The sequence below is a fragment of the Erwinia sp. HR93 genome, assembly GCF_034555055.1.
Lineage (GTDB): Bacteria > Pseudomonadota > Gammaproteobacteria > Enterobacterales > Enterobacteriaceae > Apirhabdus > Apirhabdus apintestini.
The window spans coordinates 2,001,067-2,021,895 of record NZ_JAXUDP010000001.1; the positions used below are offsets into that span (position 1 = coordinate 2,001,067).

14 protein-coding genes, 1 tRNA gene and 2 pseudogenes are annotated in these 20,829 nt (G+C 49.5%); 11 read left to right on the top strand and 6 right to left on the bottom strand.

The genetic code is table 11. The features are described 5' to 3' along the window. Window positions 1–8: 8 nt before the first annotated feature. The 6 genes from prfB to SFA31_RS09465 all read left to right on the top strand — a co-directional run bounded on the left by prfB (window position 9) and on the right by SFA31_RS09465 (window position 7,617). A protein-coding gene (prfB, locus tag SFA31_RS09440) for a peptide chain release factor 2 (protein WP_322837741.1) occupies window positions 9–1,107 on the top strand; the annotation gives its coding sequence in 2 pieces (ribosomal slippage) (window positions 9–83 and window positions 85–1,107; 1,098 coding nt in all). A 9-nt stretch (window positions 1,108–1,116) separates the two neighbouring features. After that, window positions 1,117–2,634: a lysine--tRNA ligase gene (lysS, locus tag SFA31_RS09445; RefSeq protein ID WP_322837742.1), complete on the top strand. Its 1,518-nt coding sequence runs from the start codon at window positions 1,117–1,119 to the stop codon at window positions 2,632–2,634. A gap of 621 nt (window positions 2,635–3,255) precedes the next feature. Continuing rightward, entirely contained in the window at window positions 3,256–3,999 is a 744-nt protein-coding gene (locus SFA31_RS09450) for a peptidoglycan DD-metalloendopeptidase family protein (RefSeq protein WP_416208326.1), read from the top strand. A 110-nt stretch (window positions 4,000–4,109) separates the two neighbouring features. Continuing rightward, window positions 4,110–4,183, top strand: a tRNA-Gly gene (locus SFA31_RS09455). Window positions 4,184–4,317: 134 nt separating this feature from the next. Then, window positions 4,318–5,946 (top strand): site-specific integrase, encoded by a 1,629-nt coding sequence (locus SFA31_RS09460; protein WP_000935083.1) that lies wholly within the window; start codon window positions 4,318–4,320, stop codon window positions 5,944–5,946. A gap of 1,107 nt (window positions 5,947–7,053) precedes the next feature. Next, entirely contained in the window at window positions 7,054–7,617 is a 564-nt protein-coding gene (locus tag SFA31_RS09465) for a KilA-N domain-containing protein (protein WP_000066189.1), read from the top strand. A gap of 1,100 nt (window positions 7,618–8,717) precedes the next feature. Here the strand turns inward: SFA31_RS09465 and SFA31_RS09470 are convergent. Both SFA31_RS09470 and SFA31_RS09475 read right to left on the bottom strand, forming a co-directional pair. Continuing rightward, the gene (locus SFA31_RS09470) at window positions 8,718–9,920 is read right to left on the bottom strand and encodes an arabinose transporter (protein ID WP_322837743.1); all 1,203 of its coding nucleotides are present in this window, start codon (window positions 9,918–9,920) and stop codon (window positions 8,718–8,720) included. Between the two features lie 82 nt (window positions 9,921–10,002). After that, window positions 10,003–10,662 (bottom strand): O-methyltransferase, encoded by a 660-nt coding sequence (locus SFA31_RS09475; RefSeq protein ID WP_322837744.1) that lies wholly within the window; start codon window positions 10,660–10,662, stop codon window positions 10,003–10,005. A gap of 127 nt (window positions 10,663–10,789) precedes the next feature. On the opposite strand from SFA31_RS09475, the gene SFA31_RS09480 reads away from it, so the two are divergent. Then, window positions 10,790–11,431 (top strand): TetR family transcriptional regulator, encoded by a 642-nt coding sequence (locus SFA31_RS09480; RefSeq protein WP_322837745.1) that lies wholly within the window; start codon window positions 10,790–10,792, stop codon window positions 11,429–11,431. Here the strand turns inward: SFA31_RS09480 and SFA31_RS09485 are convergent. After that, window positions 11,428–12,261, bottom strand: a complete 834-nt coding sequence (locus SFA31_RS09485; protein WP_322837746.1) for a helix-turn-helix transcriptional regulator — start codon at window positions 12,259–12,261, stop codon at window positions 11,428–11,430. The genes SFA31_RS09480 and SFA31_RS09485 overlap by 4 nt on opposite strands. Window positions 12,262–12,366: 105 nt before the next feature. Here SFA31_RS09485 and SFA31_RS09490 point away from each other — a divergent pair, with 105 nt between their 5' ends. Then, window positions 12,367–13,254: an SDR family oxidoreductase gene (locus SFA31_RS09490; RefSeq protein ID WP_322837747.1), complete on the top strand. Its 888-nt coding sequence runs from the start codon at window positions 12,367–12,369 to the stop codon at window positions 13,252–13,254. A 702-nt stretch (window positions 13,255–13,956) separates the two neighbouring features. On the opposite strand, the gene SFA31_RS09495 is transcribed toward SFA31_RS09490, so the two are convergent. Both SFA31_RS09495 and SFA31_RS09500 read right to left on the bottom strand, forming a co-directional pair. Next, the gene (locus SFA31_RS09495) at window positions 13,957–14,799 is read right to left on the bottom strand and encodes a LysR family transcriptional regulator (protein WP_322837748.1); all 843 of its coding nucleotides are present in this window, start codon (window positions 14,797–14,799) and stop codon (window positions 13,957–13,959) included. A 233-nt stretch (window positions 14,800–15,032) separates the two neighbouring features. Next, the gene (locus tag SFA31_RS09500; protein ID WP_322837749.1) at window positions 15,033–15,998 is read right to left on the bottom strand and encodes a hypothetical protein; all 966 of its coding nucleotides are present in this window, start codon (window positions 15,996–15,998) and stop codon (window positions 15,033–15,035) included. A gap of 661 nt (window positions 15,999–16,659) precedes the next feature. Between SFA31_RS09500 and SFA31_RS09505 the strand changes: the two genes are divergently transcribed. Further along, window positions 16,660–17,394 carry an SDR family oxidoreductase gene (locus SFA31_RS09505; RefSeq protein ID WP_322837750.1) on the top strand — a complete coding sequence of 245 codons (735 nt, stop codon included), beginning with the start codon at window positions 16,660–16,662 and terminating at the stop codon, window positions 17,392–17,394. Between the two features lie 305 nt (window positions 17,395–17,699). Here the strand turns inward: SFA31_RS09505 and SFA31_RS09510 are convergent, their stop codons facing one another. After that, the gene (locus SFA31_RS09510; RefSeq protein ID WP_322837751.1) at window positions 17,700–18,593 is read right to left on the bottom strand and encodes a DMT family transporter; all 894 of its coding nucleotides are present in this window, start codon (window positions 18,591–18,593) and stop codon (window positions 17,700–17,702) included. Between the two features lie 360 nt (window positions 18,594–18,953). Here SFA31_RS09510 and SFA31_RS19080 point away from each other — a divergent pair. After that, window positions 18,954–19,606: pseudogene (locus SFA31_RS19080) on the top strand (hypothetical protein). Window positions 19,607–20,165: 559 nt separating this feature from the next. Beyond that, window positions 20,166–20,644, top strand: a pseudogene (locus tag SFA31_RS09520) (Hcp family type VI secretion system effector). The last annotated feature ends 185 nt before the right edge of the window (window positions 20,645–20,829 follow it).

Here is a 20,829-nt window from a genome sequence, read left to right on the forward strand (position 1 = left end):
CATAGACCATGTTTGAAATCAATCCGGTAAAAAATCGCATCCAGGACCTTACTGAACGCTCCGCCGTTCTTAGGGGGTATCTTTGACTATGATGCCAGGAAAGAACGTCTTGAAGAAGTCAACGCCGAGCTGGAACAGCCGGATGTCTGGAATGAGCCCGAGCGCGCTCAGGCGTTAGGCAAAGAACGCGCCTCGCTGGAGGCCGTTGTTGATACGCTGGATCAGATGAGTCGGGGGCTGGAAGATGTCTCAGGCCTGCTCGATCTGGCGGTTGAAGCCGAAGACGAAGAGACCTTTAACGAGGCGGTCGCGGAGCTGGACGAGCTGGAAGCCAAGCTGGCGCAGCTGGAGTTCCGCCGCATGTTTTCCGGTGAATACGACAGCGCCGATTGCTATCTGGATATTCAGGCCGGCTCCGGCGGTACGGAAGCGCAGGACTGGGCCAGTATGCTGGTGCGTATGTATCTGCGCTGGGCGGAAGATAAAGGCTTTAAGACCGAAATGATTGAAGAGTCGGACGGCGAAGTTGCTGGCCTGAAGTCCGCCACTATCAAAATTATGGGCGATTATGCGTACGGCTGGCTAAGAACGGAAACCGGCGTACATCGCCTGGTGCGTAAAAGCCCGTTCGATTCCGGTGGTCGCCGTCATACCTCATTCAGTTCAGCGTTTGTTTACCCGGAAGTGGATGACGATATTGATATTGAAATCAACCCCGCAGATTTACGTATCGATGTTTACCGCGCCTCCGGCGCCGGCGGGCAGCACGTTAACCGTACGGAGTCCGCGGTGCGTATTACGCACATTCCCACCGGCCTTGTGACGCAGTGCCAGAACGACCGTTCTCAGCATAAAAACAAAGACCAGGCGATGAAGCAGATGAAGGCGAAGCTGTACGAGCTGGAGATGCAGAAGAAAAATGCCGAAAAGCAGGTCATGGAAGACAGTAAATCCGATATTGGATGGGGCAGTCAGATCCGCTCTTACGTGCTGGATGATTCACGTATTAAAGATTTGCGCACCGGAGTGGAAACCCGCAACACCCAATCCGTGCTCGATGGCGATCTCGACAAATTTATTGAAGCAAGTTTGAAAGCAGGGCTATGAGGAATCAACATGTCTGAACAACAATCACAGGGCAGCGAAGCAGCGCTTGAGCTTAATAATGAATTAAAAAATCGTCGCGAAAAGCTGAGCGCGCTGCGTGAGCAGGGCATTCCGTTCCCAAACGATTTTCGTCGCGATCGCACCTCTGACGCACTGCACGCTGAATTTGATGCTAAAGAAAATGAAGAGCTGGAAGCGCTGAATGTTGAAGTGCGCGTGGCCGGGCGCATGATGACGCGCCGTATTATGGGTAAAGCTTCGTTTGTTACGCTGCAGGACATCGGCGGTCGCATCCAGCTTTACGTGGCGCGTGACGATCTGCCGGAAGGCGTCTATAACGAACAGTTTAAAAAGTGGGATCTCGGTGACATCGTCGGCGCACGCGGTAAGCTGTTTAAAACCAAAACCGGCGAGCTGTCTATCCACTGCACCGAGCTGCGCCTGCTGACGAAAGCGCTGCGCCCGCTGCCGGACAAATTCCACGGCCTGGCCGACCAGGAAACGCGCTATCGCCAGCGCTATCTGGATCTTATTGCTAATGAAGAGTCGCGCCATACTTTTATCGTGCGTTCACGCATCCTGGCCGGTATTCGCCAGTTCATGGTCGAGCGCGATTTTATGGAAGTAGAAACGCCGATGATGCAGGTAATACCCGGTGGTGCGTCTGCGCGGCCGTTTATCACTCATCATAACGCGCTGGATTTAGATATGTATCTGCGTATCGCGCCGGAGCTTTATCTGAAGCGCCTGGTGGTAGGTGGCTTTGAGCGCGTATTCGAAATTAACCGTAACTTCCGCAATGAAGGGGTTTCTGTGCGTCACAACCCGGAGTTCACCATGATTGAACTCTATATGGCGTACGCGGATTATCGTGATCTTATTGAGCTGACCGAATCGCTGTTCCGCACGCTGGCGCAGGATGTTCTGGGTACCACGCTGGTGCCTTATGGCGAAGAGACGTTTGATTTCGGTAAGCCGTTTGAAAAACTGACCATGCGCGAAGCAATTAAGAAATATCGCCCGGAAACCGATCTTGCCGATCTGGACGATTATGCCAGCGCGAAAGCCATTGCTGAAACGATTGGCATCAACGTTGAGAAAAGCTGGGGTCTGGGCCGCATCGTTACGGAAATTTTCGAGGAAGTGGCGGAAAGTCACCTGATCCAGCCAACCTTTATCACTGAATATCCGGCGGAAGTTTCTCCGCTGGCGCGCCGTAACGACGTGAACCCTGAAATCACAGATCGCTTTGAGTTTTTCATCGGTGGTCGTGAAATTGGTAACGGTTTCTCGGAGCTGAACGACGCGGAAGATCAGGCGCAGCGCTTTGCCGATCAGGTTGCTGCGAAGGACGCAGGCGACGACGAAGCGATGTTTTTTGATGATGACTACGTCACCGCGCTGGAGCACGGCATGCCGCCTACCGCAGGTTTAGGTATCGGCATTGACCGTATGGTGATGCTCTTTACCAATAGCCACACCATTCGCGATGTTATTCTGTTCCCAGCGATGCGCCCGCTTAAATAAGCGCTTTCTGGTTCTCTCCAACGCCCGCCATAAGCGGGCGTTTTTTTACGCCCGCATTATTATTTTATCGGCTATCGGCTATCGGCTATCGGCTATCGGCTATCGGCTATCGGCTATCGGCTATCGGGCGATACACTGTGAACCGCGACAAAAATAAAGGGCATTATTACGGCCACGATTACCCGCTAACTAAAGCGACGCTACGAAGCAATACATCAACTCCACTCGGGATATTCTCATGATGATGACCGGCGAGAATATAGCGCCCCTATTATTCGCAGCCTGGCCGGAAAACCGTGCGGGCAGGCAGCTCCCAAACGTTGCGCGCAGAAAAGTGAATAGGTCTGAACTCAACTGTTACCAGACAGGCGCGCGGCGGCCCTAAATAAGCCAGCATCATAAAGTTTCCGGGCGGGGTGCCGATGATGAAGTATGTATGTACTCACGTCTGCAAGGTTTTTGCTACCTGAAGTTACTGCACCACAAAAAGTATTGACCGTTTACCGCTGCCTGCGAAGCGCGTATCAGGCATGGTTAAAACCACCGCCTGCCCGCTTTTACAGCGCCAGCGGGGCGATGCTACTATACCCGCGTTTTTAATTCGGCCAGAGAGGATGGAGTGTGAGCAAAGGACACCCTGGCATAAAAGGGTATTTTACAGCGGCGTGCCTGGCATTTTGTTTCCTGATTAGCGCCTGCTCCAGCAATAAATCGGTGCCGTCGAAAGGCAGTTATAACGGTACCACTTATACGGTAAAACGAGGCGATACCCTATGGCGCATCGCGCATATGAGCGGGCGCAGCGTTAGCGAACTGGCGCGACTGAACTCGCTCTCCGCGCCGTATACGCTGGCCGTTGGCCAAAAGCTGAAGATAAAAACAACGAAAAAAGCGGTTAGTAAGCCGGTTAAACGTCCCCCTTCACGTAAAACTACGCCCCCGGCGCGCCCGCCGTCTACAGCGATCGCACAGCACACGCCGCCGACATCGCGCTGCTGGCGCTGGCCGGCGCAGGGGAACATTGTGCAGACGTTCTCTGCCAGCCAGGGCGGCAATAAAGGGATTGATATCGCCGGTAAGCGCGGGCAGCCTATTTATGCGGCCGGCAGTGGGCGGGTGGTCTATGCCGGGAATCAACTACGCGGTTACGGCAATCTTATTTTGCTGAAACATAGCGAAGAATATATTACGGCCTACGGGCATAATGAGACGCTGCTGGTGCGCGATGGGCAGCAAGTGGTCGCCGGGCAGAAAATCGCTACCATGGGTAGCAGCGGCGCCAATTCAGTGCGCCTGCACTTTCAGATTCGCTATAAAGCCACCGCCATCGACCCACAGTGGTACTTACCTCCCGCCTGTAAGTGAAGCCGCGCCGGAGATAGTAAAGTGACCGGCGCCTAAAATACCGGCAGTTAACCCTGCCGGGGCTTGTCAGCCGTGCATGAAGGTTTATAATGCATTCGCTTCTTTGGGATGCGGGCGTAGTTCAATGGTAGAACGAGAGCTTCCCAAGCTCTATACGAGGGTTCGATTCCCTTCGCCTGCTCCATAACCTTTCTTAAAGTATTCTAACTTACTGAATCCTAAGGGATACGGCTTTAAGCCTTCCGACAGTTTTACTCACTGTAACCAACACTGTAACTAAATTTGTTGAAATAGTGAGCAGACTTAAGATCTCAGTACATGCTCAACTCAAAAACCTATCTTTATCAGCGCAATGGCGTCTTTTATATCCGCCTCAGGATGAAGTCCACAGATCGCCTGACCGTTTCACATCCTTCCCATAACCGTTATAAAATAGCGTCAGTATCACTACGGACTAAGGATAGACGTACAGCTATGGCTTACTCACGGCATATCAAGGCAGCACTTAGGGCAATCCATGCAGACAGACCCAACGCCTCCTATGAGGAAATGAGGGAACACCTGAGGGACATCGCAGAGTGGGAGTTGTCTACAGGTCGTTCAGACCTCTTCGAGCCAGATATGAGAGATCTATACCGTGACCAGTATGGGGAAGTGGGAGAGAATCTTGTCCATGCTCTGGCAAGCGAGCCACTGACTATTGACCAGCATCGCTATATTAATGAGGCTCTTAATGTACTCAAGGCCTGCATGAAGCGCATTGAAGCGGGAGATAGCCAGCCACTTATAGATTATATAGATGGATTTGATGCTGCTGCTGGGGCTAATGACCAAGCCTCTGCAACTCTATCTGTTAGTGCTCCCCAAAAAACAAGCATTACTGAAGGCAAACACTGCGTAACCGTTGCTTCTCTCTTTGAGCAGTACGAGCAGGAAAACGCCCAGAACTGGAAGCCAGCAACATTACGAGAAAACAAAGCTTCTCATGCTGCGTTAATCGAAGTTTTTGATTATCTGGGCCTCAATGCTGACGCCAATGTGTTAGCTCGTGCGGATATGCTTAGGGTTCGGGATATCCTCCAGCAATTGCCGAAGAATCGTAAGCAGCGTTTCAAAGATGTTCCGTTGGTTGACCTGCTAGGTCGTGAGGATAAAACCGATTGTCTGGATATTGTTACCATCAATAATAAATATCTCATTAAGATGGCGGCTGTTTTCAAGTGGGCCGTGCGTAATGACCTGATTAAAAAGAATATGACAGAAGGGCTAGAGCTTAAGGTTCCCCAGCGTAAAGCCTCTGAGGCGCGTAATGCTTTCTCTACGGAGCAGGTAGGACAACTACTGGCTGCCGCCCAAGTTTACTCACAGAGACCTTCTGGTAAGCCATATCATTATTATGTTACCGCCTTGGCTGCTATCACTGGGGCGAGACTCAATGAAATAGCCCAACTACAGGTCAAAGACGTCAGGACCACTGAGGCGGGAACCGTTTATATTCATATCAATGAAGACGATAGTAGTCTACCCGGTAAGAGCATCAAGAACGCTCATAGTGACCGCTGTGTGCCTCTGGTCGATGGGGCCTATGGTTTTATATTGGCTGACTTTATGAGGTTGGTTGAGACCCGTAGAGGCGCTGATGGTGATGACGCTATGGTGTTCGATGGTCTTCGCCTCATGAAGAACGGTTACGGTGAGCAGGTGAGTAAATGGTTTAATCGGACGTTGTTGCCTAAAGTCCTCGCAGACCGTAGCGGCTTAGCGTTTCACTCGTTTAGACATACAGTTGCGACCCAGTTAAAACAACATGGGGTCGAGTTGGCGTATGCACAGGCGATCATGGGGCATAGTTCAGGGTCTATTACTTACGACCGTTATGCTAAAGAGGTTGAGGTTGATAGGCTGGTCAATGTGATGGCTGATGTTTATAAGGAGATTGTGGGGTAACCAAGCTGTCAACCCCCGGGGGAGATTTGCCTTGAGGATGACCATAGTCGATGACCATATTGCTACAGGCTTGTGTAGTCATGTTTTTGACTCACAGTTTTCACTACTTGTCAAGGATTTCTAATACGACTCACTATAGAGAGAAGGGACACAAAAAGTTCCTCTCTATGATGACACTTGCTACAGGCCTGTGTGGTCATGTTTTTGACCCACAGTTTTCGCTACTTGTCAAGGATTTTTAATACGACTCACTATAGGGAGAAGGGACACAAAAAGTTTTCTCTCTTTCTCTCTCTTCTAGGACACTTGCTACTACTACTACAGGTAGCTCTAACTCTAACTCTAACCGTAACTTATCGCATCCTTCAGGGGCGGGATGACCAATTACAGACACCAAGCGTTCTACTTAAAGTGAATGCTTCCTGTGTGCTCTGGGTCAGTCGATAAGTGAATAGCAATAGACATCATATTAAATATGGTCTCTACCCTACAGGGGCTTAACTTAAAGTTAACTTAAAGACACAATTAAAGATTAACTTATAGTATTAAATAAAAGATTTAATTAAAGACACAATTAAAGATTAACTTATAGTATTAACTTATAGTTTACTTAAAGACGCAATTAAAGATTAACTCTAAGGGAATACCTTAAGAGGTGATGATATTTATAACAATCAATCACCAAACCTATAGGTCTCCTCAAGGCATTACCCCCAGAAGCTAACTGTATGGCCCTGTATGGTCCTGTATGGCCCTGTACGGCCCTGTACGCCATTCTTTAGGATGCCATGTAGTTTCGTATGGCCTGATGCCTAGCGTGGCTCAGAGACCCTCCCAGTAGTAAATCAATACGAATCAATACGAATCAATACGACTTACTAATAGGAGACACACTCCGAACCACTCACCACGTGTCTCTCAAAGTTCCACCTCTCGCGCTTCACCATACAGTAGCTCCGCACAGCTACGACACAATCATCGTCATTCATTCAATCTCAAAGTCATTCTGTTTGCATCCTTTTGTCCTGCTGGTCTCCCTTCGCTTGGGGACTTTGAGTGGGTCAGTAGGGGGCGGTTTAGAGTGCATATTTAAAAGGTAACTAAGCAATGAGTAATAAACATAAACATGCAGGTCATATTATCATTATTAAAGGCCACAGCTTTAAGTCTAATGAGAATGGTATGTGGAACCTTACAGAAATATGGAAAATCCTCGGATTACCTAACAATAAGCTACCCTCTCAGTGGCGCGGCAAGGTAACAAAGAGGCTAACCGACATGCAAAAAATGCACGTCGAGAAGAGTGGTATTGAAAGCATAACCTACGCTGACAAACAGGCTACCCTCAAGTATGCCGGATGGGTCTCTGAAGATTTCGAGGACATGGTTTATGCGGCCTTTGAATCTATCCTTGAGATGCCTGAAGTTGCTACGGTCATTGCTAATAAGATGGTCGAGCTTGGCTATCATACTGAAGCTGAGTTATTGGAACGTCATAAGGACGACTACAGGGAAGCTATGCAGACCCTTAACAAAATTGGTAAACGTGTTGACGGTGTGAAGCCTGAGCGCATCTACAAGGCTGTGCTTCACGGTAATCTGGCGAAATCCCAAGGGTTATCCATGATTTCTCGCAGCAGCGTCTGGTTCGCCCGAACACGGAATTTATGATGGCTTTCGATCAAGATAGATATAAGCGATCAATTTCATGCTACCGATCGAGACAAACGATCGCATGATGGCTGCAATCAGGCTATCCTACCGTCAGTCACTGAATGGATTACTCTAGGAGAATCATTATGATAAGAGGTGTAGGGTCGTTTATTACTATGGCTGTACTATTGTTGGCTGCGGGATGTATGGCTGGTTACATTTACGGCGGTATCCCGTGGTCTACCTATTACGCAGTTGGTAGAGCCGTTAAGGCGTTTTGGTGGGCCTCAGGAGCTTTATTCATTTCTGGCATAATATACCGTGTTATTTTTAACCGGTTGTCGACCGTGTGCGGTATTCTTTTCTGCGTGACAATCGTAGTCGCTCTGGTACTTACTGGTTTTCACTATGCCGTCGGTGGTAGTGCTTGGTGGCGTTGAGTTATGTCTCTCTTCATTTAAAATTTCCCACAAAAATCTCAGCGTCTATCTAATAGTAATAACCTTGCAACATTCCCCCATATACCTCCAGAAGTTGTCCAGAAACCGAAGGAGGTATCCTGTCATATATTTGAATCATCAAAGTTGTTTGTGCTATTTCTCTTTTGGGAGTACTACAGCCCTACAGCCTTGACCAGAGATCACTCAATGTGTAACCATAACTGTAACCACAAGGATTCATCATCCTTTAGGAAACAAATGGTTAACGGCTGATTATCTTCGATACTTCGATTCCCTTCGCCCGCTCCAGACTCAAGTCTTCTGAAGTCTACCAGTCTCAATTTTTCCTTTATAAACTAGCATTTATAACATTCTATTACTCTATTGAATTCAATTATGCTTCCCCTGGGTCAAGCTCAAATCACTCGATGGCGCGGACCAAGACTATCGGGTCTATAAAGTAATCATATAGATATATACTCTCATAGCTATACTGCTGGGACATATTGTACGCAAATGCATTATTCTGGGGATTCAATAATATTCTCTGCTAATTTATTTAATTACCATTGCTCTTCAGTTGCGTGATTCAGTAATACGCTACTGTAACCGCGCTTTTCTCTGCCTTTGGCGAATACCCTGAATTAACAGAAAGTCTTATGAGTACGCATATTTCAATTATGCTTCCCCGGCCTGATTTTTGCGTCCTGTCATTAAAACCAGCGCCATAATGGCTGACAGTGCGACGGCCACGGCGCTGGCCAGATACACCGCATTGATACCCCACTTTTCTGCCAGCGCGCCCGCAAGCGGTGCGGTGATCCCTAACGAAATGTCAAGGAATGCCACATATGCGCCCATTGCCAGGCTGCGGGTTTGCGGCGGAGCGCGGCGTACTGCTTCCACGCCAAAGCCCGGGAATGCCAGTGAATAGCCGAAGCCGGTCAGCGCCGCGCCGAGATATGCGAGGGATGCGGTGTCCGCCTGCCCGATAAGCAGTTGCCCCAGAGCTTCAATGACCACGCATATCAGCGCCACCTTCGCGCCACCGAGTTTATCCGGCAGATGGCCGAAGAAAAGGCGCGCCACAATAAACGCGAGGCCGAACGCGGTAAAGGCCAGCGAGGCGTTACCCCAGTGATGAGCAGTAAACAGCAGCGCGATAAACGCTTCGATAACGCCAAACCCTACGCTGCACAGCGCCAGCCCAAGCCCCGGTTTCCAGACCGCGCTTAGTACGTGGTAAAACGGCGTTTTAGTCGCTGAAGCCGGTGCCACTCCGCGTACGCGGGCGATAATCAGCAACGCGAGGAATGGCACCAGCAACGCGGCAAGCGAAAGCCCGAAGAAGCCGCCCCAGGCGTTAAAAGCAATGCCGAGCGGCGCGCCCAGCGCATAAGCGCCATACATCGCAATCCCGTTCCAGGACATCACCTTCCCGGCGTTATGCGTACCGACCTGGCCAATCCCCCACCCCATCACACCCGTCACCAGCAGACTTTCACCGAGCGCCAGCACGATGCGCCCCGCCAGCAGCGCACCGACTGACGCCGAAGGTGTACGCAAAAACAGCAGCGACAGCAGATAAAAGATACCGGAAGCAGCGATCGTCAGCAGACCTATCACCGTCGCGCGTTTTGCGCCATGAATATCCGCGAAGTTCCCGGCCCAGGCGCGGGACAGCAGCGCCGCCGCAAACTGGGAGCCAATGACGACGCCAACCATCAGCGTGCTTGATCCCAGGGTGTCATGCAGATGCACCGGCAACACCGGAAGCTGCATTCCCATAATCAGAAAGCCGATAAAGATGGCGAGAACGCCGGGTAATAACGTCAGAAAGACATGATTACTTTGTGGAAGTTGATTGTTTTGTTCAGACATAACGCAATTTTTAATCAGATAGCCAGATTTAAAAAAGGGGCAGAACGCCCCGAGGGATCCGTAAGAAATAAAGCGGAAGGGATCAGACAACGCGATACGTTAATTCCACATCCTCTGCAAACGGCACGGATAAATAACCGTTCTGCGGGTTACGCACATATTCCAGATAGTCCGGGCTGTAATCGGCGTTGTCGGCAATAATCAGTGCGCCGGGGCGCAGCCGTGGCTCCAGCAGCGCCAGAATATCCTTATAAAGCGCTTTTGCACCGTCCAGCAGCACCATATCGATGGTGGAAGGCAGATCCCTCGCCAGCGTTTGCAAGGCGTCGCCTTCGCGTACATTGACCCGCGCCGTCAGCCCGGCGGCATGAATATGTTCGCGTGCTTTCGCGACCTTCCCTGGCTCAAATTCACTGGTTATCAACAAACCGCCGCCGTTATCCTCAAGCGCTGCCGCCAGGTGCAGCGCGGAAATACCGAATGATGTGCCAAATTCAATAATATGTTCAGCGCGAAGGGTACGTGCCAGCATATAAAGCAGCGTGCCGGTCTCACGCGTCACCGGAAGCCAGAGATCTTTCAGATGGCCGTACAGCTCACGATATTCCGTCTTACTGGTCATCATGCGTTCCCGGTCGCTACGTGGGATCATAGCGAGAGACGAACTCGCCGCGCTGTTTGCCTGCTCAAAAAGTGAATCCAGTAACGCTGCCAGCGGTGCGGTTGTCAGAGTGGTCGACATAGTAAATCCTTAAAGGTTGAACGGGTGACAAGAGAAGCCTAAAATGCGACTGATTCGTCAATTTTTTAAAGAATACGACGAATTCGTCGCATAAACTATTCGCGTTCAGATAGGCACAGGACCACCGATGCCAGCTAAAATTAAACCTTTGATTTCCTCAAGAAAGGAGCCTAAACAGGCGCGTTCGGCAGAGCTGGTTTCCGCCATTGTGCAGGCGGCTATTCAGGTTCTTGAAAAGGAGGGGGCCGCACGTTTTACCACGGCCAGGGTGGCGGAGAAGGCTGGCGTTAGCGTCGGGTCGGTGTATCAGTATTTCCCGAATAAAGCCGCTATTTTGTTCCGCCTGCAAAGCGATGAGTGGCAACAAACCCTCGAAACGCTGGCGGAGATTCTGGGAAATACTCAGATTCAGCCAATGGAAAGATTACGCACGCTGGTGCAGGTCTTTATTAAATCCGAATGTGAAGAGGCGACGCTGCGTCAGGCGCTGAACGACGCCGCTCCGCTCTACCGGGACGCACCGGAAGCCAAAGAGAGCAGTGCGATGGGCGACGCCATCTACGAACAGTTTATTGCTGAGGTTTTGCCGGAGTCGAGTGCGGAGCAGCGCCGCATCGCTTTTGAACTGCTCACGACAACGCTAGGCTCCGTGGGCAGCAGTTATTCCACTCACCCGCACAGCGACGATGATATTCGTCTGTTTTCCGATGCGCTGGCCAATATGCTGATCGCCTGGCTCAACGCTGCGCAGGCAGAAACCGCAGGTTAATCCGCCTTTTGCATCAGGTGATGTTCAATCGCCTTTCGGCTCTCCGGGGTTGCCGGATTAAAAACAAGCAGTTGCAGATCCGGCCGCCCGTCGAGCACAAAGGTGGAAAATTCCAGCGCAATCAGCCCAAGCGCCGGGTGGCGAAGCCGCTTAATGCCTTCCGTATGATGCGTAACATCGTTGCTCCGCCAGAATGCATCAAACTCCGGGCTGGCCGCAGACAGCTCCTCCACCAGCACCATCGCTTCGTCGGAACTGCCCGCTCGCGTCACATCGGCGCGAAACGCGTTGACCACAAAGCGCGCCATACTGTTCCAGTCTTCCTGAACATTGCGCGCCCGCTCATCGGTAAACAGCAGTCGCAAAACATTGCGCTGGGGCGGCGCAAGCCGCGCATAATCCATCAGTATTGCCGTCGCCGCAGGGTTCCACGCTACAACATCCCATAGCGCGGTTTTGATAATTGCCGGGCTGTAGGGCAGCGCGTCAAGCACGCCCTGCAAACGTGGCGTAATGCTTTCGGTTGGTTGATAACGGTGTTCCGGCGGGTGGCCAAACGCCAGCAGAAACAAGTGTTCACGCTCCGGCTCGGTGAGCATCAGGCCGCTGGCGATGCGGCTAAGCACTTCCCGTGACGGTGAACCGCCTCGCCCTTGTTCCAGCCAGGTATACCAGGTGGGGCTGATGCTGGCGAGCTGCGCCACCTCTTCACGGCGAAGCCCCGGCGTGCGCCGCCGGCCCGCCATAAAACCGAAGGTGGCTGGATCTAACCGCATACGGCGGTTGCGCAAAAAATTACCGAGATCGTTGGGTACAGCGGGCTTTGCCATCGTTTTCCTGTTAATGCTTATACCATGATAAATTCACTACTTTTATAGTATACATCCTGGCATACACTCTTAAGCCTATACAGGTCAAACAGACGAGAGGGTGTTATGCGCGTATTTTTAACCGGAGCAACGGGTTTTATCGGTTCCCGAATCATTCCTGAACTGATTGCCGCCGGGCATCAGATAACGGGCCTGGCCCGCTCGGACATCAGTGCAAAAATCCTTGAAGCGCTGGGTGCGGAAGTCTATCGCGGCACGCTGGACAACCCTGAATCGCTGCGCAACGGTGCCGCTCGCGCCGACGCCGTGATCCATACCGCGTTCGATCATGATTTTACGAATTTTGTCGCCAACTGTGAGAAAGATCGCCGGGTTATCCGCATCCTCGGCGATGCTTTAAAAGGCAGTGACCGCCCATTATTGATAACCTCCGGCGTCGGTATGGGCGATGCCGGCGAGGGTCAACCCGCTACTGAACAGGTCTTCAAACCTGAAAATATCAACCCGCGTGTGGCCTCTGAGCTAGAAGGCGCCCGGCTGCTGGAGGAAGGCGTGGACGTGCGCGTTGTGCGGCTTCCGCAGGTTCACGATACCCGCCGCCAGGGGCTGATCTCCTCATGGGTGGAGATCGCCCGCCAAAAAGGGGCAGTCGCGTATGTCGATGAAGGCGCAAATCGCTGGTCGGCGGCGCACGTCAGCGATGTGGCGAAACTCTACGTTCTGGTGCTGAATAAAGGTGAAAAGGGCAAACGCTACCACGCGGTAGCCGAAGAGGGTGTTCCGGCGCGCGCGATTGCGCTGGCCGTCAGTGAAAGACTCAGCCTGCCGTTAGTATCGCTGACTTCAGAAGATGCCGCCGCCTACTTTGGCTGGTTCGCCCTGTTTTCTGAAATGGATTTGATCGCCTCGAGCGCATGGACACAGTCACAATTGGGCTGGAAACCTGTCGGCCCCGGTCTGATTGATGATCTTGCTAACATGCGCGTGGAATAATTGATTTTCATATAATTGCTGAAATAAAAATTATTTTTATTGTCACCCCTAAACCCCCTCCTGGGGGGATTGATCCTGTAAGGCTATAGCCTGAAGAATGCCCATAAATGATATTCTTCAGTTAAGTAGTAAAGTTGTGGCATTAAAATCCTCTATGCCTTTACCACTCAGTTAGCTTCCTTAATTGTTATATCTTCAACCGTCCTGTTAGCTCTCATATTGTCCTGGGTGGGGGCAGCCCAGATAGCTAGCCTGGAGCAATTGCATTTCTACCTTTGAGTATCAAGGCATTTTGCTATCATCACGCTATCTGCTGATTTATCAACGTGCGGTAACAGGTTGCATTTCAAGAATCCTTGCTTTGGGGGTATGTGTGGGGTGTAAATTTACTCGTAACTTAATAAATTTTTTAATTCAATTTAATTTAATCAGTTATTTGTTCTAATCCCTTCGCCCGCTCCAGAGAGTTCTTTCAGCCCCCGTCAGTCATGAATAGTAATTTTTCATATTGCGAATATCATTAACCGTAACTCTAACCCTCTGAACATTTTATTCTTGCGGGAAAGCTGAGCTAAGCCTATTACAGCTTTTGTCAGGCACGGTGCTGACTTAAGCCAATAAAAAATGACAGAGCATACGCGAGCGGTAATCGCCAAACTTTTAAAGGTGAACAACAGTACTGGTATCAGCCTTACTCCTGTGTCAGTCATTATTCTGGGAGAGCGACAATCCATTCACAAAACCTAAAAAACTCTCAACGCCGGGCGTTGCCTGCGACTGAATGGCGTAGCAAATACCCAGCCGACGCGTTAAGGGATATCCGGGCAGGGCGCGGCAGGTAAGCTTACTGTGCGCCGCTATTAATGGCTCGGGGACGATGGCGATGCCTAACCCCGCTTCTACTAAATGCAGCGCTAAAGTGAAGCTACCGGCAATGGCGCACGGCGCGCTGGCCGAGGCGCCGTAAAACGGCAGAAAACGCTGATGGGATTCATGTGAGGGGAATGTTATCCAGGGCTGCCCGTGAAGCTGCTCCGGGGTGAGAGAGTTAGCCTGTGCTAATGGGTGCTCGGGCGGATAAACCAGTACATAATTTTCATCAAACAGGGGAATAAACAGCTCATCTTCGCAGCGCAGGCTCTCACAGCCGAGGCGAATATCGCCGGTGCAGCCGACCTCCAGCGTGATGCGAATGTCCGGCAGCGCGCCGCGCGTTTTTTCCAGCAGTCCGATGAGATGCGTGCTTGCCACATCGTCTTCAATACCTATGCTGAGCGGTAGTCCCTTCTGGCGTTCGCGAAAGCGAGAGGTCAACGCCGCCATATCGGCCAGCATGCGCCTCGCATGCGGGTAGAGCGCGCGGGCGTCTTCAGTCACCTCGACGCCGCGCGGCTTTCGTATAAATAATCGCGTGCTAAGGGACTCTTCGAGCGCTTTGATGGTCGCTGATAGCGCAGGCTGCGTTAAATTGAGCTGTTCAGCGGCGCGGGTAATATTGCGTTCCTCAAAAACACAAATAAAGGCGTTGAGTTGGCGCTTATCCATAGATTTTCTTGATGCCTGCGGGGAGTAGCCGCCTATTCTTCACCAAAGCGGCCGAATTTTAAAGCCCGGTGAATGAATCATGCCTTAATTTCCTCAGGCACAACGTTGCGGGCAGGGATGATTATTGAATCAAAAGGAAAGTAAAACGTTGCTTAATACCCTTGCTTGCACGCGGGGTGGCGCTGGCCCGCTAAGGCGGCAGCGGCAGCCATAGCGGGGAAACCAGCCTCTGTTTAACCCACTAGTTTGATGATAATACTGCCATCCTCCGGTCTGTCTAAATACTCAGAAACAACGTTATTGATATTCGTCGCATCGCTGTACTTATTGATTCTAATTTTATCGGGCGCATAAAAATCAGCGCCAACGGTGAATAGAGCGCGTCCGTCATAAAAGGCGTGAGGGCTGATAATAGCGGTATTTATCATCTCCAATATTGGCCCATCGTGAGAAACGATAAGTACTTCTGCTCCGGCTTCTATTCCCGTAATAAGCCCTATATCCGTCCATTGCCAGCCCGTTGCTCTCATTTGTAACGGCGCTTCTGTTTCTGTCACCCTCTGCTCGCTCCCGTTATTTGGATTCATTGAGAGAATAATACTGTCATTATTAAGACCGTTAATGCCAATCGCGTAGAGTCGCCCTTTGTCCTGGCTAAGACCAATTCGGTTAAATATTATTGCATTATACGTTTCCTGTTCATTAATAATGCCGGTATTAAGATCAAGGAACAGTGATTTTGCAGGATTCCCATCAGTAATATCCATCGCGATAAGAACTGGAAGAGTCGCGTTTTCAAAGCGTTCTGGCGTGTGAAAATAACGTTCATAGGCTATTTCTTCAGGAGACTGATAAATAAGTGATTTGCTAATTCTGTCTACGGCATAAATCATATGGTGGGTATTTAAAACCACCGTTTCTTCGTCTAAAGAAACGGCGATTACGATACTGTCTTTTTGATATTCACCGACGGTCAGTCGAAATATCTCGTCGGATGTTACCTCCGCCAGGTCGACGTCCAGCATTATTGCATCGGAGTCTTTATGGCACAGGATAATTGCCCTGTTTTCGGCGTAAATTACCATATCGTATAACTGCGTTTCGCTGCCGAAACTGAAGTAATCGGTCACTTCAAGCTGAGATTTAGAGATGACGGAAATATATTCATGTTGCTGTAAGGCATAAATTTTATCGCTCATGGGAATATCCTTTATTATTCAGGTGTTATAGGAACTATACCTGGCGATATACTGGGGTTCTGGTAATAGATCAAAAATTTATTCACGTAGATTAAACGTTGGTGATATTGATTGGGTGGTAATTGATTGTTGATGTAAATAGATAACTGATGATAGGAAGTGATACGGATTTTATATCTAATGAGATCTTTTCGATAAAGCCGTGTTTGTTTTATAAGCATTAGTAGCATGATACTGTTTGCACAAACTTTATTTCTCGTAATAATTTCCCATCATTTTTATTTAATTATGAGCAATATCTTTCGAATCGGAATGGCGCTTGTCGAGCCGCTAGTAAGAATAACTTAAAAATACCATCGGCGCTGATGGGGGATTTAGTGCGGTGGCGTCCTGATAGCGACCAGGGATAGCTATGTGAGCGCTGCTTTGCATATGCATATTTTTGCCTGGTTCGTGTGGCGCATTACGCGCCCTGTGTCAGACTTATCGGTCAGTTGATCCGTTTACACTTTGCACAGAGTGGATAAACCTCCGGCGGTTATCTTTGAGGCATAATATTATTTTATGTCGGCGAAAGAAATAAACCATTTCTAACCGTTTCGCCCGGGTCGTAAAGTGAACGTTCGGCTTTTGCCATTATTTTAACGAATGAGGAACTACCATGAGCGCGGCATCCAAACCTTTAGTTGTTATCACAGGCGCCAGTTCAGGCATCGGCCTTGCAACGGCGAAACTGCTCTCGTCACGCGGGCATGCGCTGCTGCTGCTGGCGCGCCGGTTAGATAAAATGACGGCGCTGAATTTGCCAAATGCCCTGTGCCGTGCGGTTGATGTGACGGATCGGGAAGCATTCAGCGCCGCGATTAAAGAAGCGGAAGCGCAGTTTGGGCCCGTGGATGCGCTGGTGAATAATGCGGGCGTTATGTTACTTGGGAGCATTGAAACCCAGGATCCGGCTGAGTGGGATCGCATGCTGGATGTTAACGTAAAAGGTCTGCTGAATGGTATCCATGCGGTTACCGCAGGAATGATTGCGCGTAAGGCTGGCACGATTATCAATATCAGCTCCGTTGCAGGCCGAAAAACATTCCCCAATCATGTGGCGTATGTGGGCACTAAATTCGCGGTACACGGCCTTTCAGAGAACCTGCGTGAAGAGCTGTCGGCGCATGATGTCCGGGTTGTCGTTATCGCTCCCGGCGCGGTTGAGACCAGCCTTCTGAGCCATACCACCAATGAAGATATCAAAACGGGCTATCAGGCGTGGAAAAAAGAGATGGGTGGCAAAGTGCTGAGCGCGGATGATGTCGCGAACGCTATCGATTATGCTTATTCACAGCCTTCCTATGTCTGCGTGCGCGAAATTGTACTTGCCGCCACGCGCCAGGGCGCTTGATTTACTAAGACATTTAGTGAATTCAAACGTTATATTGCAGCGTTATCGTAGCGTCTTTAAACCGCCTTTTCGCCCTGAAAGGCGGTTTTATATTTCCAGAGAACGGAAGCGCTGAGGGAGTTTTATTCAGATATAAAGTGTTAAACCCGTCCATTTGTAGTGACTGCGAGCCATCTCTGAGATTTAAAACTCTATTTTTTCTCTTCTAAATCTATTTTTTCTTTTATGAACCCGACCTTCACCCTACACCGTGGCCTAATGCTTCGCGCGCGGCAATATATAAAGACACTGCCGCGCCGGCTATTTTATTGCGAAGTGCCCTTTATCGGGCGGCGCAGCGGCGTTTTTATCCGCTGTGCCATGAGCACGCCGAGAAGGGTAATTCCGCCGCCAATATAGTGGTAGCTGTGAAGCTGCTCATGCAAAAACAGCACGGCGATGATGGCGGTAAATATGGGGGTTAGATTCATAAAGATGCTGGCAATACTGGCACCCAGGCGCATCACGCCGTTTATCCATAAGAAAGGCGCAATAATTGAGGCCGGAATACCGGCAAACAGAATAAGCGGTATATTTCCTGGATTCAGCGCGATGTCTGGCGTTGAGATGAAATTAGGGGTGAGCAGTAATACGCTTAAAAAAATCTGAACGTACAGGCTCTGCCAGCCTGGCAAATCGATAGCCCAGCGTTTAGTCAGCACCCCGTAGAGCGCGTAGGACGCAGACGCAATGAACATCATTAATTCGCCGCGCCCCAGTCCGTGGTGTAATAGCTGCTGAGGATGGCCCTGGCTGATTAACCAAATCAGCCCGCTAAAAGAGAGCACGGTACCGAGAATAATGCCAATTGTCGGCGCGAGGCGCAGAATGAATACGCTCAGGATAACCGTCAGTAATGGAATAAGGGCATTCAAAATACCAATAAACAGCGCGCTAACGCTGTGGGCGGCGTAATAGGCCAGGCTTTGATACATCACCATACCGAGCAGCCCTAAAATCAGTAGCTTCCACCACTGCCTGCGCACCAGATGTCGGTTTTTCCATACGCCGGGCAGGACAAACGGCGTCAGTACCACCAGCGCAATAAACCAGCGGTAAAATGAGATGGCTGCGGGGTCAATAGCGCCGGCAGAAAGCTTGGTGACAATCGCGTTGATTGACCAGATAAGCACGGCAAAAAGGGGGAACAGAAAACTCATAAATACTCACGCGGTGAACTATTAACAAAGCGCGCAATAGTACGATTGTTTGTGGCGGTTAGATAGCGAAAAAACGCGGCTTAGCGCCCGCGGGTAAAGATTTATCCCTTCCACTGGCCCTGGGCTTGTCATTACTGATACCCGATGGCAGGCATTCTCAGCGCAGGGGCGACTCAGCGGCAAACAAAAACGTTGAGACAGCCGGGCTAAATCACCTAAGCTGTTCAGGATGCACGGAAACGGTGAGTATTCAATCAGCAATCTGTGCGAATGATTATCCATTCCCCTTCCGCGATTGACTGCACGCTTTCAGCGGGAATTAGTGAAAACAGACCTAATATAAATTCGTAGGAAGCGATGCTGCACTACAGCAATGAAGCTATCCATTATTTGCAGGCCAATAAGATTCTGACGTTAAAACTCGACTGCACATTGACGGGCGTTGGAAAAGCGATATCAAATCAGCTTGAAACGATTGGCGCAGGTGCAACGCGTGGCCTGTATTATACGCCCTGATTTACTGATGAATATCAGGACGTATGGCAGAAACAAAAAACTGAAGACATTCGATTTAAAAACGGTGTCATTTATCTTCTTCGACATGGCAACGTTGTGTATGACATGCTCAAACTATATTTCGAAGAAATATGTAAATATAAATCATCGGAGCATCTTAAACGTATTAAACAAATAAACAGATGCTTATGGCGGTTAATGTGAATATAGCCGCAAGTTCTCTCACACACGTTGGGTTTGCTTTAGCAACAGCATCCTCCGTCTCTGTAGGTATGAATTTAAGTCTTGAAATCAGTGCGTCGTTCGTCAACCGGGCATCAAGGGGAATAGCATCAGTTGATGTCTATGGTGTCGTCCGGAAAGCGGCGGATAGCGCACATCTCCTTCACTTTACGTACCCCGCTTACTATGCAGCGTTATATGCTCAAGAGCTGGAAATGATATATTTTTTGATCGAACCACTGTTTGAGAGGGCTGAGGCACTTAAAGCACAATGAATAACGGATAGTGGTATTGCAGACATCATCATCAAGATGATCGGGTAAGACATGATAAATCTTGTTAAAAAATTTTTTAAGCGATTGTTCAGGTCATTATTTTCAATGTACTGACCTGCATTGTTAACGTTCATATTCACACTCATCTTAGTACATTTTTTCCTGATAGCCCTATATGGCCTGTGCCCATTTTTCTCATATGTATGCTATTTATTTTTGGCCGTTACATGAAATGGTGATCATATAAAATGACTAATCCTTGCTAGATTTTTACAAATAAGAATTTACATAGCTTCTCCCGTATCCAGGATGATTCGATAACTATGATTAATCTTATAAAAAGGTTTTTCAGACGGGTATTTCGGTCACTGGTTTCAATGTATGGTCCTGCCGTACTGACAATAATATTCGCTTTGGTTCAGGGGATGTTATTTCCAGATAGCTCAATCTGGCTTATTCCAGTGTTTGCCGTGTTCGTAATTGTTATTTTTTATCGATATGTAAAATGGTAACTCACAAACGTAAACATTATCGTAATGATTATTGATAAAGAAATAATATGTCCACACCAGCACATTTATGGCTTGGAGATGAAAACGGCTCGCCGATTATCGGCAGTTGCCTAATGCCACTGCGCCTTGGCTCTATCGAGTTAAAATCATTCTTCCACGGCGTCACTGTTCCGATTGACCCAAGCCAGGGGAAATTTACCGGTACGCGCGTTCACCGCCCTATCACGATAGTGGAAGAATTGGATCGGACAACCCCACTCCTGTACCGCGCTGTCTGCGAAGGGCGAACCCTGAAGAAGGCGACAATTAAGATGTACCGTATTCTGGAATCGGCATCGAGGCCGAGTATTTCAATATCATTCTGGAAAACGTCAAATTCACAACCGTGGCGCCTTATCTGGCGCCTGGCGGTATGTGTAGTACGCATTTTGAAACGCTTGAATTACGCTATGAGGCGATTACCTGGAAGTATACAGACGGTAATATTATCTATCGCGATTCATGGAGCGATCGCTGCTGTGCCTGATAACTTCCTGCACCAGAAGAGTTAATAATAATCTCTGGCACTAATAAAGTTTGCCTTTGCGACAACACAGGCCTGCGCCTGGAAAACCGCCAGCCGCAGCGCTATTGTCATGCATCCCATACGCTTTGTCAGCCGCAGGGTGAGAGCCGCGTCACGTCCTGATAATCCGCCAGCCGGGTCTGCCT